23 protein-coding genes are annotated in these 24761 nt (G+C 39.2%); 1 reads left to right on the top strand and 22 read right to left on the bottom strand.

All coding sequences use genetic code 11. The annotated features are described in order from the left end of the window. Nucleotides 1-3: 3 nt before the first annotated feature. From RHS_RS03480 to RHS_RS03465, 4 genes are all read right to left on the bottom strand, one after another. Entirely contained in the window at nucleotides 4-1497 is a 1494-nt protein-coding gene (locus RHS_RS03480) for a sugar ABC transporter ATP-binding protein (RefSeq protein ID WP_047832318.1), read from the bottom strand. Between the two features lie 24 nt (nucleotides 1498-1521). Continuing rightward, nucleotides 1522-2628: a substrate-binding domain-containing protein gene (locus RHS_RS03475; RefSeq protein WP_047832317.1), complete on the bottom strand. Its 1107-nt coding sequence runs from the start codon at nucleotides 2626-2628 to the stop codon at nucleotides 1522-1524. 147 nt (nucleotides 2629-2775) lie between these two features. Beyond that, nucleotides 2776-3897 carry a uroporphyrinogen decarboxylase family protein gene (locus RHS_RS03470; protein WP_044297544.1) on the bottom strand — a complete coding sequence of 374 codons (1122 nt, stop codon included), beginning with the start codon at nucleotides 3895-3897 and terminating at the stop codon, nucleotides 2776-2778. 51 nt (nucleotides 3898-3948) lie between these two features. Then, on the bottom strand, nucleotides 3949-5454 hold the full coding sequence (locus RHS_RS03465; RefSeq protein ID WP_047832316.1) for an FGGY-family carbohydrate kinase: 1506 nt from the start codon (nucleotides 5452-5454) through the stop codon (nucleotides 3949-3951). Nucleotides 5455-5793: 339 nt separating this feature from the next. On the opposite strand from RHS_RS03465, the gene RHS_RS03460 reads away from it, so the two are divergent. Further along, on the top strand, nucleotides 5794-6588 hold the full coding sequence (locus tag RHS_RS03460) for a DeoR/GlpR family DNA-binding transcription regulator (RefSeq protein WP_044297546.1): 795 nt from the start codon (nucleotides 5794-5796) through the stop codon (nucleotides 6586-6588). A 128-nt stretch (nucleotides 6589-6716) separates the two neighbouring features. Here RHS_RS03460 and RHS_RS03455 read toward each other — a convergent pair whose 3' ends face one another. From RHS_RS03455 to RHS_RS03370, 18 genes are all read right to left on the bottom strand, one after another. Continuing rightward, nucleotides 6717-7694 (bottom strand): ABC transporter permease, encoded by a 978-nt coding sequence (locus RHS_RS03455; protein WP_027292312.1) that lies wholly within the window; start codon nucleotides 7692-7694, stop codon nucleotides 6717-6719. Further along, the gene (locus tag RHS_RS03450) at nucleotides 7691-8437 is read right to left on the bottom strand and encodes an ABC transporter permease (protein ID WP_047832315.1); all 747 of its coding nucleotides are present in this window, start codon (nucleotides 8435-8437) and stop codon (nucleotides 7691-7693) included. Before RHS_RS03450 ends, RHS_RS03455 begins: the two co-directional genes overlap by 4 nt. Nucleotides 8438-8450: 13 nt before the next feature. Next, nucleotides 8451-9389, bottom strand: coding sequence for an ATP-binding cassette domain-containing protein (locus tag RHS_RS03445; protein ID WP_047832314.1), 939 nt, complete (start codon nucleotides 9387-9389; stop codon nucleotides 8451-8453). Further along, nucleotides 9382-9957 (bottom strand): MarR family winged helix-turn-helix transcriptional regulator, encoded by a 576-nt coding sequence (locus RHS_RS03440; protein ID WP_027292315.1) that lies wholly within the window; start codon nucleotides 9955-9957, stop codon nucleotides 9382-9384. Before RHS_RS03440 ends, RHS_RS03445 begins: the two co-directional genes overlap by 8 nt. Nucleotides 9958-10204: 247 nt before the next feature. Further along, nucleotides 10205-10693 carry a helicase associated domain-containing protein gene (locus RHS_RS03435; protein ID WP_044297550.1) on the bottom strand — a complete coding sequence of 163 codons (489 nt, stop codon included), beginning with the start codon at nucleotides 10691-10693 and terminating at the stop codon, nucleotides 10205-10207. A 110-nt stretch (nucleotides 10694-10803) separates the two neighbouring features. Further along, nucleotides 10804-11478: a hypothetical protein gene (locus tag RHS_RS03430; protein WP_047832313.1), complete on the bottom strand. Its 675-nt coding sequence runs from the start codon at nucleotides 11476-11478 to the stop codon at nucleotides 10804-10806. 5 nt (nucleotides 11479-11483) lie between these two features. Continuing rightward, complete coding sequence (locus RHS_RS03425; protein WP_027292318.1) at nucleotides 11484-11921, bottom strand: hypothetical protein; 438 nt, start codon at nucleotides 11919-11921, stop codon at nucleotides 11484-11486. Nucleotides 11922-11973: 52 nt separating this feature from the next. Next, complete coding sequence (locus RHS_RS03420) at nucleotides 11974-12267, bottom strand: cell division protein SepF (RefSeq protein WP_044297552.1); 294 nt, start codon at nucleotides 12265-12267, stop codon at nucleotides 11974-11976. A gap of 69 nt (nucleotides 12268-12336) precedes the next feature. Beyond that, on the bottom strand, nucleotides 12337-13095 hold the full coding sequence (locus tag RHS_RS03415) for a class C sortase (protein WP_044297553.1): 759 nt from the start codon (nucleotides 13093-13095) through the stop codon (nucleotides 12337-12339). A gap of 1 nt (nucleotide 13096) precedes the next feature. Further along, nucleotides 13097-13954 (bottom strand): class C sortase, encoded by an 858-nt coding sequence (locus RHS_RS03410; RefSeq protein ID WP_047832312.1) that lies wholly within the window; start codon nucleotides 13952-13954, stop codon nucleotides 13097-13099. A 63-nt stretch (nucleotides 13955-14017) separates the two neighbouring features. Beyond that, nucleotides 14018-15589 (bottom strand): SpaH/EbpB family LPXTG-anchored major pilin, encoded by a 1572-nt coding sequence (locus RHS_RS03405; RefSeq protein ID WP_047832311.1) that lies wholly within the window; start codon nucleotides 15587-15589, stop codon nucleotides 14018-14020. A gap of 3 nt (nucleotides 15590-15592) precedes the next feature. Beyond that, nucleotides 15593-18445 carry a SpaA isopeptide-forming pilin-related protein gene (locus RHS_RS03400; RefSeq protein WP_047832310.1) on the bottom strand — a complete coding sequence of 951 codons (2853 nt, stop codon included), beginning with the start codon at nucleotides 18443-18445 and terminating at the stop codon, nucleotides 15593-15595. Nucleotides 18446-18608: 163 nt separating this feature from the next. Beyond that, the gene (locus tag RHS_RS03395; RefSeq protein WP_047832309.1) at nucleotides 18609-20189 is read right to left on the bottom strand and encodes a glycosyltransferase family 39 protein; all 1581 of its coding nucleotides are present in this window, start codon (nucleotides 20187-20189) and stop codon (nucleotides 18609-18611) included. A gap of 12 nt (nucleotides 20190-20201) precedes the next feature. Next, nucleotides 20202-20594 (bottom strand): GtrA family protein, encoded by a 393-nt coding sequence (locus tag RHS_RS03390; RefSeq protein WP_395021128.1) that lies wholly within the window; start codon nucleotides 20592-20594, stop codon nucleotides 20202-20204. Continuing rightward, nucleotides 20591-22159, bottom strand: a complete 1569-nt coding sequence (locus RHS_RS03385) for an NAD(P)/FAD-dependent oxidoreductase (protein ID WP_047832308.1) — start codon at nucleotides 22157-22159, stop codon at nucleotides 20591-20593. Before RHS_RS03385 ends, RHS_RS03390 begins: the two co-directional genes overlap by 4 nt. A 90-nt stretch (nucleotides 22160-22249) precedes the next feature. Then, the gene (locus tag RHS_RS03380; protein WP_047832307.1) at nucleotides 22250-22909 is read right to left on the bottom strand and encodes an MIP/aquaporin family protein; all 660 of its coding nucleotides are present in this window, start codon (nucleotides 22907-22909) and stop codon (nucleotides 22250-22252) included. A gap of 30 nt (nucleotides 22910-22939) precedes the next feature. Next, entirely contained in the window at nucleotides 22940-23731 is a 792-nt protein-coding gene (locus RHS_RS03375; protein ID WP_044297560.1) for a hypothetical protein, read from the bottom strand. Nucleotides 23732-23796: 65 nt separating this feature from the next. Next, complete coding sequence (locus RHS_RS03370) at nucleotides 23797-24729, bottom strand: glycosyltransferase family 2 protein (RefSeq protein ID WP_027292327.1); 933 nt, start codon at nucleotides 24727-24729, stop codon at nucleotides 23797-23799. Between the last annotated feature and the right edge of the window lie 32 nt (nucleotides 24730-24761).

Genomic DNA, 24761 nt, shown 5'->3' with positions numbered 1-24761 from the left:
CGCTTATACCCCCATAGCATATTTAATTAGATTACTTTCTGCCAGCTCTTCCTTACTCAGTTCCCCGGTAATCCTGCCCTGAAACATAATCATGGCTCTGTCGCACATGCCGATAATCTCCGGCATTTCTGATGAAATCATAATGACTGCCACGCCATTTTCCGCAAGTGTATTCATTATCTTATAAATTTCTATCTTGGCGCCAATGTCTACGCCCCTGGTCGGTTCATCAAAGACGATACATTTACAGTCTGCCGCCAGCCATTTGGCAAGAGCTATTTTTTGCTGGTTCCCGCCGCTCAGGCTATTTGCATTGTCCTCGGCAGAGCCATATTTTGTTGCCAGTCCGGTCAGTAACTCACAGACATATTTTTTCTCTTTCTTATGATTGATTACACCAAATCTATTTGTGATTTTCCCAATTGCAGCCAGTGTGGTATTCACACGGATACTCTGTTCCAATAGAAGTCCCTGCTTTTTCCGATCCTCCGGAAGCAGACCAAACCCGCTTTTGATCGCTTCTTTCGGATCTCTAAAATTCACTTTTTTCCCAAAGTAGATTATATTTCCGGAATCTTTCCGGTCGGCTCCAAAAATGGCCCGCATTGTTTCCGTTCTGCCTGATCCCACAAGGCCGCTGAATCCCAGTATTTCTCCAGATTTCACATAGAAACTTACGTTATTGACCAGCTCACCGGCATTCAGTCTTTCCACCCGGAGCACTTCTTTTCCAATCACTGCATGCCGCCCGGGAAATAACTGGGTCAGATCCCTGCCCACCATCATATTGACCAGCTTTTGTTTATCAATGGAATCAGTTGGCACCGTACCCACGTAGGTGCCATCCTTTAGGATCGTGATATGATCGCTTAGTTGAAATATCTCTTCCAAACGATGGGAGATATAAATGATACTGGTTCCTTCCGATTTTAATTTCCGGATTACTTCAAATAATTTTTCGATCTCGGAAAAAGTCAAAACTGCAGTTGGTTCATCCAACACCAATACCCTGGCATTGCGTGTGAGGCATTTGCAAATCTCTACCACCTGCTGATATGCCACACTCAGGGTACCTACCCTCACACCGGGATCTATTTCCCCGAATCCCAGTTTTTCTAACTGTTTCTTAGCGTCGGACTTTAATTTTCTCCAATTAATGGTCAGCTTTCCTGCGGACAATTTATCAATAAAGATGTTTTCCGCCACTGTCAGATCCGGTGCCAGCATAAATTCCTGGTAAATAACTGCAATTCCATGCTCTTTCGCATCTTTCGGACCGTTTATTTTGATCCGGACACCATCGACCAGAATTTCCCCGTCATCCTTCTGATACGCGCCGGATAAAACCTTCATCAGAGTTGACTTGCCTGCCCCGTTCTCTCCAATCAGAGCATGTACCTCTCCTTTCTGAACTTTTAGCGAAACACCGGTCAGTGCCTTAACGCCTCCGAAATGCTTGGTTATATTTTTCATCTCAAGTCTGTATTCATCCTGCATAGCGCCCCTCCATATTCCGGCAATCTAAAATCCGAATTGATAATGTTCATCGACGTTTTCTTTTGTCACCGCAACTGCCTCCGTCAAAATAACATCTTCATAGCTCTTCCAATCCTTCTTATCCACCAGAATCTCTTTGGCAACTTCTATGCCTTTTTCTGCAACTTTATATGGAGAATTTTCTCCTGTGCCAAAATATTTTCCTTCCTTTATCAGATCATAAGCTTCCTTTGCACCATCTGCTGCTGCAACCATATCCACCCCTGTGATACCTGCATTTTCCAGTGCTTCCATTCCGCCGAACAGCATCTGGTCATTTTCACCCAGCATACAGTTTAAATCTTTATTTGCTGTTATTAAATCTTCCGCCGCAGTTAATCCTTCTTCTCTTGTTCCTGCACCCCAGCCTTGTCCGCGCAGCGTAAATCTGGCCTTCTCATTGGATGCTTTTCCATTTTTCATTAAATCATCTTCAAATTCCTGCGCCGCTTTCCACGCTTCCTCTTCACTGTATCCTGCTCTGCTTTCGATGATTCCACAGAATAATCCCAGCCTTCTTTCCATACATGCCACATTTCCTTTCAGTGCACTCAGAAGTACTGCAATAATTTCCTTGTCTTTGTCGAACTGTTCACCATATGCTTTTCCGACCAGCCGTCCATTCTGCTTATTATCAGAGTATATGGTAGTACATTGATTACACTCTCCCACTCCGCTGTCCAGATTAATGACCGGTATATCTGCTTCTGCAGCTGCATTGATACTTGGAATGCAGGCATCCGGCTCCACACTGTCCAGAAAAATCAGATCCATCCCCTGAGTAATAAAAGTCTCTAAATTTTCAGCTTCTTTGCTAGTATCACTGTTCGCATCCAGAACGGTACACTTCCATCCCTTTTCCTGGGACAGTTTTTTTACAGCCTCCACCAGGCTGACGAAATAGGGGGAATCCTGTGTCTTTATTGCAAAACCGACTTTAATATCCGATGTTTCCTGTACATCCTCCACTTCCTGTCCTGCAGCCGCTGCTGTTGCCGCTTTTGTTTCTTCACCCTTCCCATTGCTGCCACATCCTGCCATTGTTATTACCATTGTGAAACATAACACCGAACTTAATATTTTCTTCAACATACCAATACCTCCGCTTATTTTCATTAACATATGATTTTACCGCAACTTCCCACACATGAATTCCCTTTTCCGCTTGTGCTTATTTTTCAAACAGGCTCCCCAGCGTGTCTGACAATTGCTTTTTTGTCAGCTGTGCGCCAAAAGGCTCTAGACATACACTCCGATTTCTTTCGCCAACCGTGCAAAATTTACAATATTTTCCAATGGCATATCATCCATGAAATTACTGGTAGGCGCCATAATATATCCGCCTTCTTTTCCCAGGGACTGCACTCTCACCTCCATTTCCTGCTTCAACGTTTCCAGGGAGCCGATCAGCGCCGTCTGCTCATCAATGCCGCCATGGAAGATCAGCTTATTTCCAAACTCCTTTTGGAGCCGGAACGTATCCATATCGTCTGCACTTGGCTGAATGGGATTTAATATGTCAACTCCCGTAGCAATTATTCCGTCCAATATTTTATAGACAGATCCGCAGGTGTGATGGAATATCTTTACCCGGGGTGCTTTTGATTTAATAAAATCATTTAATTTTTTACGCCTGGGAACGATCATTTCATTAAATAACTCCGGAGATATAATAGGTCCCCTCTGTGTCCCATAATCATCCCCCGTCTCCACAATCTGTATGTACTCGCCACATGCCGTTAACAGAACATCATACAGCCCCATCTGAATTTCCAGTGTTTTATCCAGCAGTCTGTTGGCAAATTCCTTATCCACCAGCATATCAACCAGCATATTTTCCATTCCCCTCAATTCCCAGGCAAGTTCAAAAAATCCATGTGATACTGCTCTGGATGCAATTGCATAATCAGTGTGATAATACAGGTATTCTGCTCTTTCCCTCATCCCCCTCGCACGTCCGGGAGCATAAGGATCCGGCCAGGGATAGGTATCAATATCTTCTATTTCTGCATCCTCCAGGGGACTGCTGTGCCCCTGGGACAGGCCGTTGACCAGCTTTTTCTTAATGCCGAATTCATTTGTGATCACACCTTCCTCATCGTATACCGGCTCATATCCATCGGGCGGCAGCAAGAAAACATGGCGAAAATCTCCTCCCATCTTTTCCATCAGTTCATCATTATACAATGCAGAACTCTCATCCGGCCGAATCACAAGATCCTCGCTTTCCACCTGGAAATATTCCTTTACCCGCCTGAAGGTGGGATTGGTCATACCCGATGCGGTTGAACCGATATCAATTGCTACACGGTCCGGTCTCCTGTGTTCCAAAATACACTGCACTCTTTCTCTGGGTGTCATTTTTGTTCCTCCTTGTTATGCATTATCTGATTATTTTAGCAGCTCTTTTATTTATAACTGTAAAGCTGCCAGTTCTCTGAACTGCTCTTCCATTGCGGGATATAGCTTTGTATATATTCCATACAGACGGTCATACTTTTCAGCGTTTGCTTCCTCCACGGATACCGGTTCAAACTTCAGATATTTTTTTCCGTCCTGAAACGAATTCAGAATTCCCGCTCCATATGCTGCATTTATCATATTTCCCATTGCAGTAGCCTCTTCGCACTCTGCCAGATACAAGGGTCTTGCAAGTACTTCTGCAAATATCTTCATCCAGATATTACTCTTTGCTATTCCGCCAGCTATTCGAAGTTTTTTGGCTACGGCACCTTCTTTGCCAAGTAATTCCATGATCTCCCTCACTGTCAAAGCGTTCCCTTCCATAATTGCCCTTAAAAAATGTTCTCTCCCATGATTTGGGGATATTCCAAAAAAGACGCCTTTCATACTACCATCCCATTGAGGACATCGTTGTCCCACTAAGGTAGGAAGGAATAAAAGTTTATCGGCACCTGCCTTCACCTTTTCAGCCATGCGGTTCATTTCTTCATAAACAGAATCCGAATTAAATTCCTGCATGAATTTATCCCGGAACCACCTGTAATTTCCTCCTCCAAAATCAACCCCCGCCATATTGCACCATGTCCCCGGAACAATATGGTGATATACATGGAGGGAACCACTTCTAACCGGCCTGTTAGTACATACTCCAAGGGCGGTGACAGTACCCCCGGTAATAAAAGCATCGCCTTCTTTTGTAATTCCGCATCCAAGACCGCAGGAGACTGCATCCATGGCACCTGCCACTACCGGAGTTCCCATAAGCAGACCAGTGTTATCACCAGCCTGTGCAGTAATATTTCCCACCACATCAAAGCACTGGTAAATCAAGGGCAGTTTATCCATATCCAGTTCACAGGCTTTCACCAATTCCCCGGACCACTCCCCCTTCTCAACATCAAACAGCTGGGTCAATCCTCCTTCCGAAAGATTGCAGGAAAATATTCCGGTCAGCTTATAGGCAAGAAATCCTGCAGCATTTAATATCTTATAGGTATGCCGATAATGCTTTGGACAATTGTTCTTAAACCACTTCAGCTTAGGTGCTATATTGGATTCATCATTGCGGTTACCATTTATCTGCGTGAGGATTTCCTGCCCCACGTTGATATCGATCCATTTCTTTTCCATAACGGCACGGCGATCTGTCCAGATCATTGCATTGTGAAGTATTTCTCCGTCTCTTCCTATTGGTATCATGGCACTGCTCTGGCTGTCGATTCCCACCACAGCAATCTGCTGGCTGCTGATCCCGGCTTTCCATAATACTTCCCGGATTGTTTCACAGGCACCCCTCCACCACTCATTGGGATCCTGCTCTGCAGCACCGTTCTCTCCAAAAAATGTTTTATGTTCTCTGGACGCTATGCCAACCATTACACCTTCGCCATTAAATAAAGCCGTCTTGCAGCTGGACGTCCCCAGATCAACGCTGATAATATACTGTTTATCCATTTTCTCTTCCTCGTTGTTTATTCAATGTTTATTATTTGTTTATTGTGTTTGTTTTGTTTATAGTTACATATAATCATATCCTATTCGTTTTGTCAAGATGTTTTTGATGTATTTTATAATTTATTGTCTTTTTTAGTAATTTGTTTGTTTAATTCATATATCATTTATTATGGTATTGAACATTTTTTCTGATATCACTCACACTTGTACACAAACAAACATTTTATTCCAAGAATCCTATTGTAATTTTTTCTACTAAACTATATAATAGAATAAACAAACATAAGGTAACTATGTTTTATTTGTGTTTGATTCTTTTTGAAAGGAACATAAAATTATATGAAAATCAAACGAACAGATCAAATTATTGAATATATGCGTACTCATGGCGGTGTCGCAAATGTTGTTGACTTATGTGAGAAATTCGGTGTTTCAGATATGACCATCCGAAGAGATCTGCAGACACTGGAAAATAACAAGTCTGTAATCCGGCATTACGGAGGCGCCACCCTGATACAGGAAATAACCTCCTCTGTAAATGCCGCTCCATTTCAAACACGGCTCAATGTAAACCAGCAGATTAAAATGAGTTTAGGACTGGCTGCAGCAGAATACCTGCAAAAAGCCAGCATACTTCCCACCTGTAATGCAGTATATATTGCCTCCGGTACAACTTTGTACAGTATGGCACTGCAAATCAATTATCCGTTAAGTAATACTACCCTGGTTACAGACAACGTAAGCGTATCCCAGGTATTGGCAAGCCACCCGGACTACACAGTAATTTCTATCGGAGGCCAGTTAATTCTCCCTTCCCTGAATGCAGTGGGGCATGTTGCTGAAAATATGATTCGCAGCTTTTCATTTGATTATGCCTTTATCAGCGCTGCTGCCATCGATGAAAACGGTTATATTTATAACTACAATTATATAGAGGCCGGAACTTTTACTGCCGTTCTGGAATCCAGCCGCCATATTATTGTAGTTGCCGATTCCACTAAATTTATGAAAAAAACCTTTGTGCAGCTCTGCCAGCTGAAAAAGGGATACACCCTCATTACAGATTCGGGTATATCCCAGGACTTTTATCATACTTTGGTTAAAAATGAAGTTGATGTGATTGTAGCACCATGATGGTCAGATATCTCTGACGGTGGGAAGATATTTGGCTTTTGCATATAAAAAGCCGATAACCATATATATTTCATAGGTTATCGGCCCTGCCTCACCAAACACATTTTATTGCATTTTGCATTTCTAAATTAATAAATCCCTTTCTTTACTTTATGGCTCGTAATCACTCCTCCAATCACCCAGAATCCAACAATCCAGATCATTAAGTAGATAACTTGATCCATGTAATTAAAGAATTTCCCACCACCAGCAATTCCCTGAATCATATTCATGTATGCCTTTTGCGGTATGAGATTTAATACATTGTCTAGCAGAGTGTTGTTATCCGAAAATGATATAAAACAGCCGGCTAATATACAGGTAATTACCGCAATACCACTAGCTGCCAGCGAAGTATTCCTTTCAATCAGCGAAGAAATGAACAGGGCAAATGATGTTGAAAAAACTGTAAGAATCCCAAGTAATAACGCCATCATTCCAAGGCTATAACCAAGATTTATTCCAAAGCCGGCATTTGCAATAACAATTGCAACATATGTTGGTATGAAAAGGAACAGAACTGTTAAAATACCCTGTGAGAAAAGATATTGTTTTTCACTTACAGGCGCTGTCATAATCCTGCGAAATGTTTTCTTAATTCGGTCTTCCGGATATAGTATCGTTAAAGCTACCGCCTGCATAATCATAATCATGAAAATATATCCCAGTATATTCGTTCCTGCACCCCTTTTGTTTTCTATTTCCATTTTGCCGGTATTGAAATAGTTTTCCATTGCAGATTGTTCTTTTTTACTTTTGATGGTTTCAACCCGATAAGTTCCATCCTTATTTTGCTCGATGACAGCTGCATATGTCCCCATAAGCAGGGCAGATTCAGGGGGCCTCTCTTTCACAACATCTATTTTATATTTGTTATTTTCCGATATTTCCCGGGATATCCCACTTATATCACCAACCAAGGCAACGGATAATTTCATTTCAGCCCTTTCAGAAAATATCACAGCAATTCCTATGAAAACCGGTACAATAATTATGGCAACTGCCAGAATCTCTTTATGTGTAAGAATACGTTTAAAGTTGTTTTTAATTAAATTTATACAATTCATGCTACATAGTCCTCCGGTTTAAATGTAATCTGGCAGATTGCAATACATATGGCTGACAGCAACAGCATCATACCCATTACAGGAAGAAACAGATGAAAATTCTGGTCATAGATTATCTGAAAAGCACATTCTGTTACCCATCTTACCGGTGAAATAACAGATATCATTTCCACCATTCTGCCAAAGCTCACTGTAGGAAAAAATATGCCTCCAAAAAAGACGAATACCAGTATAACAAGGGGTATCACGGAATTTGCTCCCTCTTCACTTTTTAGAAGACAACAGCACATAATGCCGAAAGCAGTTCCAAATAGTGCAGCAAAATTAATCAGCAGCATAATATAGACCAGGTTTTTTCCTCCAAAATTTATATGGAAGATAAACTGCCCGAGAAAACAAATGAAACTGTATGAAATACTGCCCAGAATATAAGTAGAAATCATTTTTGACAGATATATTTTCACTTTGGAAACCGGTGCATAAATAATCCGGGTATTTCCTCTCTTTACTTTTTCTTCCATAAATGTATTTGATGCTGTCATTGCTATCAGGAATGCCACAAAAATCATCATTGTGATCCCATTGTAGTCGAAAGAACTCACATTGCCTGCTCCAAAACTGCCTGATGTTACAAGTCCCATTACCCCAATTAAGATAAACGGAAATATGGTATTGACTATGAGCAGCATTGGATTTTTGATAATATTCATAAAATCGAATTTTATGATTTTTATAAAGTTCAAACTAATCACCTTCTTAATCTCTTAATTTTCGTCCGGTCAATTCAAGAAACACTGTTTCCAGGGACGCCTCTTCACTGCGCATACTTTCAATTTTACAGCCATTTGCAATGATTACGGATATAATATCATTTAGATTTTCTTCTGATTGGTCCGAAGTAACTGCAATATTTGATTCAGAAAAAACAACTTCCCGAACACCTTTCAAGTCCAGAAAATCCTGCTCATTGCATTTTTCCTTTTCCTCAACCTCAAAGTAATACGTGACATCATTATTTACTTTCTGATTCAATTCTTCTTTTGTCCCCTCCGCAATAATCGTTCCTTCGTTCATAATAATAATCCGGTCACAGATTGCCTCCACTTCTTCCATATAATGTGTGGAATAAATAACGGTTGCCCCTCTCTGCCGTAAAGTCCTGATTGACTCTAAAATGTGATTCCTTGACTGCGGATCAATCCCCACCGTAGGTTCATCCATGATAATCAGTTCCGGCTGGTGAACGATGGCACAGGCTATATTCAGCCTTCTTTTCATACCACCGGAAAAAGTTCTCGGCTTATCATCCTTTTTATCATATAAACCAACTAATTCTAAAGCTTCTTTTGCCCGTAATTCTAATTGCTTCCCGTTTATTCCATAGAGACTGCCAAAGAAACGTACATTTTGAATGGCTGTAATTTCTTCATAGATAGCTAATTCCTGAGGTACTACCCCCAGCAACCGTTTAATTTCCTTTACATTCTTCTTTAAATCCCGGTCAAAAATCGTGACCTCTCCCTGATCCATAGAAAGAATGGTTGACAGAATATTAATGGTTGTGCTTTTTCCAGCCCCATTTGGTCCAAGGAAACCAAGAATTTCTCCTTCATTCACCACAAAGTTAATACCATTAACCGCTTTCTTTGTATGATAGCTTTTCTCCAGATTTTGGACTTTAACAATACTATTCACTTTTATTTCCTCCATTATGGGCATAATATCGGCTCCGGTCAAATTCTTCCAGTGCTTTCATCTGGCTTTTGGTAAGCTCTCCGTCTCCAACCACCCGATTATCTACATCTTCCTCAAAACCATCCATTTCTTCTCCATCATAACGGTACATTTTTTTGAGCAGGCTCCATAAAATTTCAAGTTCTTCCGTTGTAAAACGCTGAAAAACATCGGCAAAAAACTTTAAGGAACGTTCCGAACACTCCATCATAACCTGCAAACCAATATCAGTTATTTTAACATTCACGGCTCTTTTATCCTGTTCACTGGGTACCGTAACCACATACCCCTTTTTTTCGATGGCTGTAATTAAATGCTTCACACTTTGTTTTGTAGTACCAAGCTTTTTTGCAATATTATTCAGTGTTGTTTCACCTTCTTTTAAATGCGCTGCCGCAAGCATAGCCATATACTGCCGGGAAGTTAAATCCTGCATAAACTGGTCTCCTTTTACCTGTAGTTTATTGGTAACAGAAAAAAGTGTGGCATATGCCTGGTTCATTAGAAATAAATCATTTGCGTATTTCATTATATTCTCCTTTCATACGACAACATGCTGTCTAAATGTATGTTAACATTAAGACAGCATGTTGTCAATGTATTTATGAAAATATTTAAAAGGTTCCTTTTATTAAACGGGCTTTCCTCTTCATTGAAAGCTTCAAATTCTTTAATTTATAAATTATACTAAGATATTATATACCACGAAAGATTATATCTGGTCGTTTATGTATCTAAAGGTAAGTTTATTGACATGAACCATACGGTAGTTGATTTCATTTCTCTCTTTCATGTCTTCTATATCTTATCTGCCACTTAATTCCAAGGTTTTCTAATTTTTCGCATTTCCATTTACTTATTTTATTCAGGCGATAGCATTTCCTTTGATAAAGGAGCCATTCTCCAAGAGGCATTTGCTTATATATCAAATTCTTGGGTATATCAATGTTCCCAAATTCTAAATAATACGCTTCGCAATATTTATACCCTGTCTCCCATGTTCTTCTCACCCCAAGTGTCCACATCATCCCGATCTGGTTTAACAGATAAATTTTTCTGGCATCAATTTTATAAACGCCCTTTTGGTGGTATGCAGACCTCTGTCTTTCAATCCACCGACCAAGAAGAAATCCTTCTCGTGTTTTATAATTCACAGGTATTTTTAAATGATGCTCTAAAGAATAAAATTCTTTTGCTAACGCATACCACTCATCCCACGATAAACGTGTATATGTTTGTTTTTTGGTAGATTCAAAAGTACTCATGTTTACCTCCCTTCTGCAAAAGTTTTTTCCTCCAACTCCCGAATATATTCTAAGATTTCTTTTTGTCTCATCTTTTATTCCTCTCTTTTAGAGCGTGTTGGAAAGTTTAATCAAGATATGCGGTCGGGTTTGTGAGAAAAATTTATTTCTTCCAATGGAATAGAATATTCATTAAGTGGTATTATTACGTCTATGGTATTCATAATCCCAACTGCACTGCTTACATATGGCACCCACTCTTTTAATTTTGTATATAAAGTTCTAATCTCGCTAATAGTGATATTCCTTCCGCTTAACATCCCTCTTAAAATTAACAATATCTCTTGTTTATCGGCAGAACATATATCTCTTCTTTTCTTTATCAGATCACAATAATGCTTTAATTTTCTATGATTCTGAATTTTAACCTGAAGATTATCATGATCTGTGATACTCACATATATAACATCTCCATTATATAAATTAAATTCCTGCATCAATTGATACCTGTACTGAATTTTAACTGCAGGAAACTGCACCATTCTTAAAGTCTCTATGATTCTGTATTTGATCCTGTCATCCGACATCACAATACTATTTACTTTATATGTATTTTCAATTGCTCTCATTTTTTTTCTCTGCCATATGTACACTTTGACCGTAAAGTATTCCTTACCATTTATAATCCGTATTCTTCCTCTTAAATCTTTTTTTTCATATGTCTTTTTGTTGTCTTGTATCCTAAGAACTCCATATATAATTACGATAAAAATTAGTGTTAGTGAAATCCAGTAAAGTCCGATCATCCCGTCTATTTTACCTCCGGATCTTCAATATTAGTGATTCCCAATAAAGCATTCATTTTCTTTAACATTTCCTTTGAATTTTTGAAGTAAGTTTTTTGTTTACAGCCACTGTAACTCATTATCCCATGCCAGGTATTATCTTCTAAAGATAAGATATTAAGGGCAAAGAAATATATTTTAGGTTTGATAGAATAACAGTTTTTTTCCGGATTTATAACAGGTTTTAAATAAGCTCTTTCTTCTTTTGTTAATTTTCGAACCAGGGTATCCGCCATAATATACATTTGTGCAAAATTCTCAAAATATATTAGTTTCCGGTAAAAGGGACTGTAAAAATATCCACAAACTTTATTTTCCACAATTTTTGTAACTGAAATAAATATGGTTCCGATTCCTCCACTTAGAAATCCTATATCCTTCTTTGATTCATTCATATGTCTCACAGCACTCCTCCCTGTTATTTCTCTACTCTAATTAAACTTGATACTATCTGCCTTATACTAACTCTCTTATTCTGGATCCCCGTGGTATTAAAATATAGATATTTTCTGCTACTTGAAATAACCGGATTTCCAGAACAAAAATTGCTCCGCTTATAAAGTCCATCATTTTCTGCTTTTCGTTTTGTTCCAAATTTCCCATGTTCATCAGAACTACCTGGTATTCTGCACTTTCTACAATGTCGTACATGTTTTGCTTTTCTTTTGGTGTGAAAATCCGTACACTTTTACCTGACAAATCATATCTTTCATCTTCATCGCCATACTTTTCTCTGTTTAACAAGCCCATATGATAACCCTCATGTTCTTTTTATTTTTCTTCCATTTTAGTTGTCATAACTTCCCCCAATATTACCATTTACTTATCTTCCACCCGCTCACAATAAACCACATACCTTTGATAATTATATCCATACGGATGACACGTAATTAACGTCACTAAATCACGGTTGGGCTGTATCAGTATCTGATCTATATCCGTTGGGATGATTACTTTAATTTCAACCACCGCATAGGTTAGTGTTTCCCGAAAATTTTTAATTGTAACCGGATCTCCTATCTGTAAATCCTCTATATCCCTGAACATAGCTGCATTACTATATCCCCGATGAGCCGCTATAACTGCATTCGTATTATTGCCGCCGACCGGAAGCGACGTTTGCGATAAATGCGCCGCCCCTTTTATCATATTCTCATCAGTTGCGCCTAAATATATGGGTAATTCAATTCCCATTCTGGGTATCTTCAGGCTGCCAATCATATCCTCATCAAATCCCCATTCTTTTAAGCTGAAATCTACCTGTTGATAAGAAAAAGGATCCACTAAATCTTCCTGACCGGTTCGAAATAGCTTTCGGTTATATTGCACTATTTTCTGATATAAATCTTCATGTCCCAGATTAATCTCTTTTTTCCCGGATGCCGGTTCCGATTTCACCGCAACACCGTTCTTTTCATCCGCCTCCAAATAATCGCTTTCCATCTTCTTATCAAATTCTTCTATAATTTTCTTAGCCTGATCCGCATACATATATTGGCGTATATGAGGATATAAAATTATGCTAATTCCAAGTAACAGGAAAATACCCGCTGCTGCAAGTGCCATATTTCTTTTCATTCTATTCCCTCCTGTTTCTGCTTTTCCTTTTTAACATTTTATAGAATATTAAAATCAGCAATAGAATAAAGAATATACATGCACCTGTGACCAAATATTCCATGTGAGATGTCCCCTCAGTAACTGCTGCTTCTGTTTCCTTTATCCCGCGCGTATTTTCTGCTTGTTCCACATCCGCAACTCTGGTACCTCTGACTAACAGTCGATGACTGTTCACTCCATAGGGCGTACACGTTATCAGCGTAACCAAATCTCTATCCGGTATAGTCCGCAAATCCTGCACTTCATCCGGGCTGATTACTTTTATCTGATCCACTTCATAGGTCAGTATCTTGTCTAAAATATATAAATAAAATTGATCACCTTTTTCTAATTTATCCAAATCTGTAAATAACTCTGCTGCTGGTAATCCTCGATGTCCCGACAAGACACAATGATTACCCTTTCCTCCAATAGGCAACGCTGTATCTTCTAAATGTCCCACTCCTTTTTGTAAAGACTCTTCCTTACAGCCATGATAAATGGGTAAATCCACCTTAATTTTCGGAATCTTTATATATCCCATTATTCCGTCTACATCTAAAATTTCTTCGTAATTATCCTGGATTACTCTTCCACTGCCGGGCACAAAAGGATCTCCGATCACTGCTCCCGATAGTGAAGCATTATATTTCTCCGCAGCTTCCCACTCTGCTTTTATATCTTTCTCGTTTGATTTACTAACTTTATTTTGGTAATTTGATATTATTTGAATTTGATTTTTGATTGCAATATAATTACTCACAGTCGGATAGCTAAGTATTCCAACACCTAATATAAAAATGAAAACAATAAAACATGTTGCTAATTTTTTACTCATTTATCCACCTATCCAAAAGGAAGTAGGGTCTTCCTACTTCCTTTATTATTTTATGGCAATTTATTATTGTGCTTTTTTTCTTGCTTTGAATCCCATGAATACAGCAAGAAGGATTAATGCTAAACCGGAAGCTGTGAACATTACGGTTCCCATACCGCCAGTTACCGGTAAAATTATTTTATTTTTATTTATGATAGTTTTAGCTATTGCACTATCTAAATGGGATGTAGCGCTCACTTTTACCTCTACTGGATCTTTTAATAAACTATAACCCGTTGGCGCCTTAGTCTCTACAATCCAATATGATGTTTCTTTTGTTGTATCGAAATCTTCTCCCTTAATGCCGCCATAAGCAAGTCCATAGAATTTTACCAACCCGGTATCATCTGATATTACAGTATCCGTAAATCCGGTGCCTGCATTGTTAATTACAGAAATAGGATCTGTTCCGGCCCTGGCATCTTTCTCGGAAGCATAAATTTTAAATTCAGCCCCTTTCAGTGCATCTCCTTTATCATCTGTCTTTTTGATTTTCACTCCACCAGTATGTACTTCCGGTCTTTCATCCTTATTAGGATCATATGGTTTACTTGGATCAGTTGGATCCATACCATCCGGTACGATAACTGGGGCAGTTGACTGATCTTGTGCATTTGTATATTCCAGAGTAGCTCCATTAGGAATGGCAACGCCAAGTTTTGCTGTTTCATTTAATTGTGTAGTAAAATGAACATGGACTTTTTTAGCCCCAAGTGCTGCAACCTTTTTAATTCCCGCCTCTGTCAGTGCAACTTCTAATTTTCCGCCATATTTACCTACAGGTTTTGTCAACTTATAATCATCATCTAATACCAAAGTGCCGTTAGCAAGTTCAGTATTGTCTTTTGCTGCAGCACATACTTTTACATTTCCAACATAAGTTAATTGTGTATCCAAATTATCGGAAATATTATATTTCTTAGATGCTGTAATGCTCTTATCCGCATTTTCCACTACCATATTCGTAGGTACAGTTGATGAGATAATCCACTCATGGTCTTTTCCCACCGTTGCTGCATGATCCTTATTAGGGATATTTACAACATGTTTGTCGATAGCAAGTTTTTCATTCTTAGGATACACATGAACATCATAGATCCATCCATCTCCAGTCGGATTCGTCATTGGAACACTTACAAGAAATGGTGCAGCCGGAGATACTCCTGTTACGCTGTTAGTCTCCTGAATTTTATAAGTTCCAAATGGCAGATCACTAAATGATAATGTTCCATCATCTTTTGTAGTTCCTTTGTCTGTACCATTAGTAGCAAAATTTGTATCATAGTCAGTGCTGGTTACCGGGTCCGTATCTTTCGCCAGTTTACTGATGTTAAATGTAACACCTTTTAATGGTTTTGCTCCCGCAGGAATTTTATCCCCTGCAACCTCATTTCCGTCGGATGGCTTGCCTGCATCTGCTATGTCATCCATAAGAAACTTGTGAATCGTTATTGAGCTGTTTCCGTTCCTTGCCGGATCTGGTAATGCCTCTTGCGGCAAAGTCGTTGCAAAAGCAGTTGTGGATAGCATTCCGATTGCCATTACAGAAGCCAACACCATTGTTGTAACCTTTTTAAAAAATTTTTTCTTAACCATAGTTTACTCTCCTTTTCTTTTTGGTTTTCTTTTTACTATGATGAATAATATAATTGCACCTCCAATGAGGATAATGCCTGTTACTGTAAAAATAATAGTTCCTATGCCACCCGTAAGAGGTAAATCTGTCTTCTTGAAATTGGGTAATACATATGACACTTCATTTCCTGCGTCTTTTTTTATAAACGCTGGCGGCTGGGGATTCCCGACTGCTTTTATTTGAATTGGTTCCTGCGCATTTGTTATGTCTACGCGGATTCTCCATTGTCCCAAGGGCAGCGCATAGTCCGGATTAGTTTGGATTTCTACCAGCTGATAGTCCCCACTGGGTAAATCCTTAAAACTAACCAATCCATTTTGATCACTTGCAACCGTTTCTCTTTCTTTCCAGCAATTTTCAGGATCATTGGTCACGAGTACATCATGCTGAGAATCATCTGCATGGTTTTTGCTGCATATATACAACGTAAACTTTACATCCTTTAATGGTTTGGTATGATCATCCCCGTCTACTTTAAGGAATCGAAATGGAACCGTAAGCAGCGTATTTGTAAATTTAGCAGCTTCTGTATTCTTATCTCCGCCTTTTGAAGAATAAGTGATGCTCTTTACTTCCAGCTTGTCAGTACCCGGTATTTTGGCAATCACTACTTCCGCCTTATATTCATTTATGTCGTAGATATAATCAGGATCCTTATCATCTAATTCTGTAATGATAAAATGATAAGTCCCTTCTGCACCAATGGATAAGGCTGAAAATTCAGCAATACCATCTAAATCATTTGCTTTTACCTCATCAACCGCCGGAGTGACAGCAGATGTCTTATCATTTACCAAATGGAACTTAAATTTTCCTTCTGGAACAACAGCTTCACTTCCATTTGGCGTAACCAACTTTTTATCAGCCTTTAAATTAAATTCAACTGGTGTCAGTGTATCTAATTGCTGAACGGATAACGTTTGTGTAAAGGACGCAGATACTTTTACATTCTGGTATAACTGACGGGCATCATTGATTTTTGACTCTGCTTTTGCAACTATTGCATCTGCATTTTCGGTATCTGTGACCGTAAATGTCTGATTGTCGGCAGTTCCGCCCTGGTTACCCTCGGTCCATTCAATTGTGATGGATGCAAGCTTTCCGTTAGCGGGCGCTTGAACCTCCAGTTTTACAGGGTCTTTTGTATCCCCGCTTAACATAAATACTCCATCTGTCTCTTTACTACCATCCGCAGTTTCAAGCTTGTTGCCGGATCCTCCTTTAATAATGATCTTCCCATCTTCTACCACGAAAGGTACCTTAGCCGGGTTAATTTCATATCCTTCCGGAGCCTTTATTTCCTGGAAATAATACTCCGCTGCGGTAAGCCCCTGCGTTACTCGCAACAAACCGTCGGCATCTGTAGTCAAGTTTTCCATTACCAGATCGTCGGTTCCTGTGCCGTTCTTTTTATAAAGATTGTAGACTGCACCGGCTTTTCCTTTGTTGTCATCGGCTCCCAGTTTTTTTAGGGATACAGAATGAGATGTGGTTAGTTGGGCTGGTTCGGTTTTGGTGTATATTTTTGTTAATATAGGTATGTACCATTTCATGGTTTGACCCCCTGTAGATAACTGTCCACGTGAGGTTTCCGTCGTATAGGACATATCACTTGTATTTTCTATGTAGCTTTTCAAGGCACTTATCTGTATTTCAAAACTGCCAGTATTCTTAATTCCCTGTACAGATATCTTGTCTATTCTCCCACCAAGTTCACTTCCTGGAACAAACACAGCGCCACTGGGCGTATCATAAGGTGGCGTATTTTCATAATCATACGACGGCTCTGCTAACTGTGTAAATCCTGCGTCTAAATATGGTCTTATATTCCATCTCCATAAATCTAATAAAGCCTCATATGATTTTTCATAAGCAGACGTACCATCACTTAGAAAACTTAGTTCTCTTTCCTTTAATGGAATACTGTAAGTTTCTAACGTTGGAGTTAATACAATACGTCCCCCAATCATCCCAGGATATTTTGCAATGGGATTTCCTTCTATGTTAATAGTGAAATTTTTTCTAGGTGTGCCATAATATTTTAATTCCTCCTCTGTTAGTTGGTCTCCTGATTCTGTATTTGTGATAGAAAGCGGTATTAAATTTTCAATTTTATTGTCTCCAATATCCAATTTAAGTGCTGATTTCAACATGGAGATACCCTTAATACTCTTTATTTTATCTCCATCGGTTTTTCCACTTCCATTAGCATCAATGTCTCCAATAAAATTATTTAACAGTTCTTCAACACCTGTATAAGTATTGTTATCTAATGTCTGACCATTCAAAAACTTCGTCGGATCTGCCACTATAGAATCATATATAGCCTGCGCAAAATTCCGGTCCTCAATTCCAGCTGCTACAATTGCAGCTACAGTAAACTCACTTGCACCTAGTTTCGGCGTAACCGTCTTATTATTCAGACTTTCACTTGCTTTTTCTGAACCTTTTTCTTCATCCTCCTTTCCTTTCTCACTCTCTGTCTTCTGTGTATTTGTCTGTTTTTCTGATTCTTCTTTCTTTCCTGTTTCTGAGTGTTTCTCTGTGTCTGATTGCTTTTCGGTTTCAGGCTTTGTATCACTCTGTTTTTCTTCTGTATCTGTTTGATTTTGTGATTCTGATACCTGCTCCGTTTCTTTTTTATGCGTTTCCTTAAGTTCTGTTTCCGGCAGTTTCGATACCTCTGACTGTTCCGAAATTTCTTCCACTAATGATGCTGCCTCAGACTGCTGTAACCATATGGGACTGGCTGTCATACATACAACAACGCATAAAACAAATGCAACAATCCTTGTTATACTTTTTTTTAATTTCAAAGCATTTACCTCCTATCCATAAAAATTTCCTACATCTTGTGATTTCCTACCTCCCCATTTGATATTAATACTCCCTTACCCAAAACTTTCGGGCGGTTGGAGCCCATATATATATAATATTTGACTATTTCTCTAAAATTTTTATAGTCAAACAACATGGCCTTTATCCATTTACACTATTCAACGTTTGAATATCAGTAGCACTCCAATTCAAACAATACGCAATCATCAATCCAATGCACAAAACACTAAATCCGCAAATCATAATTTTAACTGCCAGTGCTTGCCGCTGATTTTTACTCTTTTCAAGCCAAATGCCTGTCCCAATTGCAGGAAACAGGATTGTCACCACTATATAACGAAAGTTCATCGTACAAATAAACGGATACTGAAAGCAAAATTTTATATATGAGATAAGCAGCACTGCGTATCCTGCGACAATCATGCCTTTTAATGCGCCATCCATACTTCTTTTTTGAATAAGCTCACGGATCAGCATCACGTTCATCAAAACAGCAGCCAGAATACTGGTAATTAGCAATATGACTGCAAACCATTCATACAGAGTTCCCGTCATTTGAAAGGCTTTTTCATCAAACAAAGCCGAACGGAATAATTCTGCCCATATATTATGTTCCGCTCCCGGATTCCATTTGTTCCATGCATGACTCATAGACTCTGCCCCTGGAATACCAAGCCTTTCCCATACACCATAATTTCCTACGTATTGATACTGATCTATTTCACCCAACATAGGCACATAAGTAAATGGAATCTGATACAACATTCTTAATCTGACTACCCATGCCATTCCAATAGGAATACAAAGCACTCCAAAAGCCAGAAACTGACGACAGATTTTTATCCATTGATCTCGTTTTCTAACCATTACCATCAAAAATACAATTCCAACACCGGGGGCTAAAAGACCCACTGATGTTTTTGTTAACATCCCCAGGCTAATCGATAATGCGATCAGCAAAATTCTGCTGATACTTTGCTTTTTATACCATCGAACGGTATATAGGAGGGTACTCAATGAAAATAAAACCGCAAGGCAGTCATTATTCAAAGATGCGCTTAATACTGTAAAAACCGGATGAAAAATCAATACACCTGTTAAAATTAATAAATTACTTTCTTTTATTTTGAATTCCTGTAAAATGCGGTAAACAAAATAGGTACTTACTGATCCATAAAATAATGTAAGAATCTGTAAATTCTCCATACACAGCTCGTAATTAAATCCCAGCATCCGGTTGATCCCTATCCAAACAGCGGAAATGATATGATGCAGCGGCGGATTATAAAATGCCCATATTCTTGTTGGATCAAAGTTTGGTAATTTTTTGAATTTATATAAATATTCAATATATCCAAAATGCCCGGATCCAATTTCATTTGTATCCCATCCGCCGACGAAATGAACATCATGCTGTCCCAGTTCATAAGGGGAAACCAGGATAAAAAGTACTCTGATCAAAAAGCTTCCTAAAAAAATACCCGTAATTATTCTTCTCTTATTAAGAGTTCCCTTAAAATAACAATAGCCATAATACGCAAGGTATCCGGCAATTATCAAAACAGCCAGGAATCGTTTGTTTCCCAGGATTACACGCTGAACAAACTCTATGGAACCAACAGCCCATATACAGATACAGGAAAATACTATTGCCAAAATTGGATACCTGTACATCATATTCAGCCCTTTTCTTTCCTTACTGTTTGAAATGTTTTTATTCATGCCTTAATCCCCTTATGCCCGTTTACTTTCTAAGAGCATTTTCCTGCTTATAAAGTTATAAACCATCACAATAGCTGTAGCTGCAATCTTGGAAATCATATAGTGAATACCAGCTGCCTCTACCATAACAACCATTACGAATTGGTTAATTCCCAACCCCACTGCACTCAGAATAATAAATGCAAGAAATTCTTTTTTCTTATCTGTTTTCCCTCCTGGGCGGAATACGAACTTCATGCTTAACAGATAATTAACGGCAACAGAAACTGTAAACGAAACACTGCAGGATACGAGGTAATGTAAATGAAATAATTCTGTTAAAAAGGTCATCAGTCCATAATCTATGACAAAACATAAAAATCCAACCATTCCAAATTTTAGTATTTGCTCCATCAGGTTCTTCACGCCGGTTTCCCTTTCATTTCACAGGATTTACTTTCCTCATGGTATTCTTTTTCCGTATTCACGTTCCAGATCGCTGTTTTATCCTTATTCCCACTCCTGATATTTTTCACTGCTTCCAAAGACGTTGCCATAGAATGGTCCATATTATTGTAACGGTGTTGTCCGTTCCGTCCCACACAGTATAGATTTTCAATATGATCCACCCACTGGATCAGTTTATCAATCTGTTTATATGTATCAAAGTATGCCGGATACGCCTTTTTTACTTTCTTGCAATGATAGTCCTTCACATCTTCCCCGCTCTCTATTACCCCCATTTTAATCAGTTCTTTTACTGCTATTTCCACACGCTCATTACTTTCTAAATTCCAGAAGTCATCATTTTCATTACAAAAATACTCCAGGCCCAGCCAGACATTTGATTCAGCATTGGAAACAAGATATGGTGACCAATTATTAAAAATCTGTATTCTTCCCAATTTAACGTCTTCATTTTGTACATAGATCCAGCAGTCCGGTACGATATTGTTTATGGTTCTAATGCTTGTTTCATTTTTTATTTTAAGCTTGTCTGCCAGAAGACCAATGGTAACAAAATCCCGGTATGATAATCCGTTTGCTATTGTCCTTATCTGTCCGGGCACATATTTCCCCATTCCAAGCACCAGATCTTTTAACGGCATGGAGGAAATAAAAATATCCCCCTCTATTTTCTTTTCCATACCGCTTTGCTTATCCCAGTATATTAAGCCTGTCACCTTATTTTGGGCAGCTTCAATCATTCTGACAGATGCTCCATGCTGAATCCTGCCACCCTTTTTCTGAATTTCTTCGGCGACCAGTTCCCAAAGCTGCCCCGGTCCCAGCTTGGGATATATAAATTCTTCAATTAAAGAAGTTTCTTTTTTGTCACGGATAAATAGGTTTTTCAGCAGTGCAAAAACAGATAACCCCTTAACCCTCTGCTCTCCCCAGTCCGCAGAAATTTCACGCGGATGCCTTCCCCATAATTTTTCTGTATACCCTTCAAAAAACATGGAATATAAAACTTTTCCAAAACGGTTGATATAAAAGTTCTCCAATGAATTTTCAGGAAGTTTATGTAAACAGGAGCCCAGATAACTGCATCCCGCTTTTATAGTCTGCAATACTCCCATGTTAATAAAAGTCTGAGGTTTCATAGAGATAGGATAGTCAAAAAATTTTTCATGGTAATATATCCGGGAAACTCTTTGTCTTAAAAGCATAACCCTGTCATCTTTTTCCGGATCGGGGCCTCCCTTTGACATCTGTTTTTCCCGTCCCAAAACCAAATCATCATAAGATGGTTTCCCCTGAATGGGCATTATATTTTCCCACCATTGCATAATTCTTTTGTCTTTGGAAAAAAAACGGTGACCTCCTATATCCATACGTTTCCCGTTATATTTCTCAGTCATGGAGATACCGCCAATATCCGGCGTTTCCTCTAAAATAACAACCTCATATTTTAATGGATCCTCTAATAATTCATACGCTGCCGTCAAGCCTGCCGGACCGGCTCCAATAATCACTACCTTCTTCATATTTTCTCCCCTTTGTACGTTTTCGCTTTAACCGTTTTGCTCAGAACTCTTCGCTTAGACTTCTTCGCCTGAATCTCTTCTTCATTAGAACTACGGTGTCTTTGTGTCAAACAAACCTTTCCAGATTACGGCTGCAGCCACCCCGCCCAACAACGGTGCAACTATAAATACCCATACTTCCATCAATGCATTTCCCCCCAGAAGCAACGCCGGTCCAAGAGAACGGGCAGGATTTACAGAGGTACCCGTAAAATAAATACCAAACAAATGAACCAGTGTCAGCGTTCCCCCGATTACCAGACCGGAAACACTGCTGTTTTCCTTTTTGCTGGTAACTGCAAGAATTGTAAGAATAAATACCGCAGATAATACTATCTCAATAATAATTGATTTCCATACACTTCCCTGGTAAAGTCCATTTGCCCCCAGGCCCATATCCGTACCAATTAACAACCGCAGCAGTGCCGCTCCAGCTATGGCGCCCAATACCTGAGCTGCAGCATAACCGGCAAAATCCTTTAATTCCATCCTTTTTGTCAGCAGCATTCCAAGGGATACCGCCGGATTAATATGACATCCCGATATACTTCCAATAGAATATGCCATGGCTATAATGACACCGCCGAATGCCAGCGCAGTGAGGAGATAAGACGCATTGGCTTCACCGTTGCATCCCGTTACTGCTGCGACACCACAGGCAAATAATACTAATACAAAAGTCCCAATAAATTCTGCAATATACTTTCTCATATCATTCCCTCTCTTTCACGGTTTTCAGCACTATTTCCATTTGATGCTGTAGGCTCCGGAAGTTGATTTCAAGTTGCTGGATCTTGTTACTTTAATATAGTAGGTACCTTTAGGAAATTTATCTCTTGTAACATACTTATTCGTACCTGACTTCACGATAGCGCTGCTCCCTGTAATAAATACATTTTTATCTGCTGCCGCAATCCTGAAGTTAATATAATCGTTTGCTTTTGCGCCATACCATAATGTTATCTTTTGTTTGTTTTTCAGATTGATCTTATACCAGTCTGTCTTTGAACCGTTTTCTCCGGCTGGTAAAACTCCGTTTACGGTTTTATTCCGCTTGATTGCAACTGCTTTTCTCTGGCTTGAACCGCTTTTCTCTTTTACGGAAGAAAAAGAATAAGAGAGATTATAAAGTTTCTCCCCTTCCACCTTGAGATAATAGGTCCCCTTCCTGACTCCATAATAGCCTGTGAATCCTGGCTTGGAATAACTGGAGAGGTAGGTCTTATAGTCCTCCATTGGTTTCTTTTTTGAATTACACAGCAGAACCCCCATACTATACCGGTTCACACTGTATGCAGAACGTCCCCATCCGGTCACTTTTATATAACCATTTCTGGGAATCGTGATTTTGTGATAAACTGAAGTATTATAATCTGCTTCATTTCCAATGTAAGTCTTCCCTGATGACAGGCTTACCTGTCTGGTTCCTGCCGCCATCGCAGTCATTCCCAGCATAAACACGCCCAAAATAACCATTGTGCTAAAGGCGATAACATGTCTTTTTAAATTTTTTATTGTCTGCAATCTCTTCATATCATTCCCTCTTCTCTCTTTTCAAATTTTCTATCGTTTCTCACTCTTTGCCATTCTCTTATCCGTCATCCCTCTTCTTTTACAATAAAAACCGGTCTCCCCTTACACTCTAAATAAGTTTTAGACAGATACATTCCTATAATTCCAGTAGCACAAAGCTGCAGTCCTCCCAGAAATATTACGATACATGCCAGGGATGGCCAACCTGCTACCGGATCACCAAACAGTAAAAACCGTACGATCAGCAGCAAGATTAATAAAAATGAAATACCGCATAATGCAATCCCTCCAACAGAAGCCAATGCCAGAGGCGTGGTGGAAAATGCAATAATTCCTTCTATGGAATATCCAAACAGTTTTAAAAATGACCATTTTGTATTTCCTGCTGAACGCTCTCTGTTTTCGTATGCGATATACTTCGTCTTAAAACCCACCCATTCAAAAATACCCTTACTAAAACGGTTGTATTCATTCATCTGCAGTATTGCATCCACTACCTGGCGCTTCATAAATCTGAAATCTCTTGCACCGTCTACAATACCCGTTTTAGAAATGCTGTTCATCAGTTTATAAAACCGTCTTGCGAAGAATGACCTCAGCTTTGGTTCGCCTTCACGGCTGCAGCGTCTGGTCGCCACACAATCATAGCCACCTGTTACAACAGCCTCATACATCTGTGGAATTAGATCAGGCGGATCCTGCAGATCTACATCCATCACCGTAACAAATGCTCCTTTTGCTTTCATAAGTCCTGAATAAATGCCTGCCTCTTTCCCGAAGTTCCTGGAAAATGAGATATAGCGAACTCTATCGTCTTTCTGATGCAGTTCACGTATAACAGACAGAGTTCGGTCACTGCTTCCGTCATCCACAAAAATAAATTCAAAGCAAAGGTTCTCCGGCATATTTTTTAGCATTTTTTCCATCTCATCATAGTAAATGGGAATGGCTTCTTCTTCGTTATAGCAAGGAATAACAAAGGAACACAGCTCTTTCATCTTTTCCATAATTACGCCTCCACCTCTATATT

Origin of the sequence: Robinsoniella sp. RHS (assembly GCF_001029355.1) — a bacterium.
GTDB classification, from domain to species: domain Bacteria; phylum Bacillota; class Clostridia; order Lachnospirales; family Lachnospiraceae; genus Robinsoniella; species Robinsoniella peoriensis.
This window is presented reverse-complemented; position numbering and strand designations above follow the sequence as displayed.

Excerpts from the sequence above, each read along its gene's own strand:
- RHS_RS03480 (WP_047832318.1), bottom strand. The coding sequence starts at position 1,497 with ATGCAGGATGAATACAGACTTGAGATGAAAAATATAACCAAGCATTTC.
- RHS_RS03475 (WP_047832317.1), bottom strand. The coding sequence starts at position 2,628 with ATGTTGAAGAAAATATTAAGTTCGGTGTTATGTTTCACAATGGTAATA.
- RHS_RS03470 (WP_044297544.1), bottom strand. The coding sequence starts at position 3,897 with ATGACACCCAGAGAAAGAGTGCAGTGTATTTTGGAACACAGGAGACCG.
- RHS_RS03465 (WP_047832316.1), bottom strand. The coding sequence starts at position 5,454 with ATGGATAAACAGTATATTATCAGCGTTGATCTGGGGACGTCCAGCTGC.
- RHS_RS03460 (WP_044297546.1), top strand. The coding sequence starts at position 5,794 with ATGAAAATCAAACGAACAGATCAAATTATTGAATATATGCGTACTCAT.
- RHS_RS03455 (WP_027292312.1), bottom strand. The coding sequence starts at position 7,694 with ATGAATTGTATAAATTTAATTAAAAACAACTTTAAACGTATTCTTACA.
- RHS_RS03440 (WP_027292315.1), bottom strand. The coding sequence starts at position 9,957 with ATGAAATACGCAAATGATTTATTTCTAATGAACCAGGCATATGCCACA.
- RHS_RS03435 (WP_044297550.1), bottom strand. The coding sequence starts at position 10,693 with ATGAGTACTTTTGAATCTACCAAAAAACAAACATATACACGTTTATCG.
- RHS_RS03430 (WP_047832313.1), bottom strand. The coding sequence starts at position 11,478 with ATGATCGGACTTTACTGGATTTCACTAACACTAATTTTTATCGTAATT.
- RHS_RS03420 (WP_044297552.1), bottom strand. The coding sequence starts at position 12,267 with ATGGGCTTGTTAAACAGAGAAAAGTATGGCGATGAAGATGAAAGATAT.
- RHS_RS03415 (WP_044297553.1), bottom strand. The coding sequence starts at position 13,095 with ATGAAAAGAAATATGGCACTTGCAGCAGCGGGTATTTTCCTGTTACTT.
- RHS_RS03410 (WP_047832312.1), bottom strand. The coding sequence starts at position 13,954 with ATGAGTAAAAAATTAGCAACATGTTTTATTGTTTTCATTTTTATATTA.
- RHS_RS03405 (WP_047832311.1), bottom strand. The coding sequence starts at position 15,589 with ATGGTTAAGAAAAAATTTTTTAAAAAGGTTACAACAATGGTGTTGGCT.
- RHS_RS03395 (WP_047832309.1), bottom strand. The coding sequence starts at position 20,189 with ATGAATAAAAACATTTCAAACAGTAAGGAAAGAAAAGGGCTGAATATG.
- RHS_RS03385 (WP_047832308.1), bottom strand. The coding sequence starts at position 22,159 with ATGAAGAAGGTAGTGATTATTGGAGCCGGTCCGGCAGGCTTGACGGCA.
- RHS_RS03380 (WP_047832307.1), bottom strand. The coding sequence starts at position 22,909 with ATGAGAAAGTATATTGCAGAATTTATTGGGACTTTTGTATTAGTATTA.
- RHS_RS03375 (WP_044297560.1), bottom strand. The coding sequence starts at position 23,731 with ATGAAGAGATTGCAGACAATAAAAAATTTAAAAAGACATGTTATCGCC.
- RHS_RS03370 (WP_027292327.1), bottom strand. The coding sequence starts at position 24,729 with ATGAAAGAGCTGTGTTCCTTTGTTATTCCTTGCTATAACGAAGAAGAA.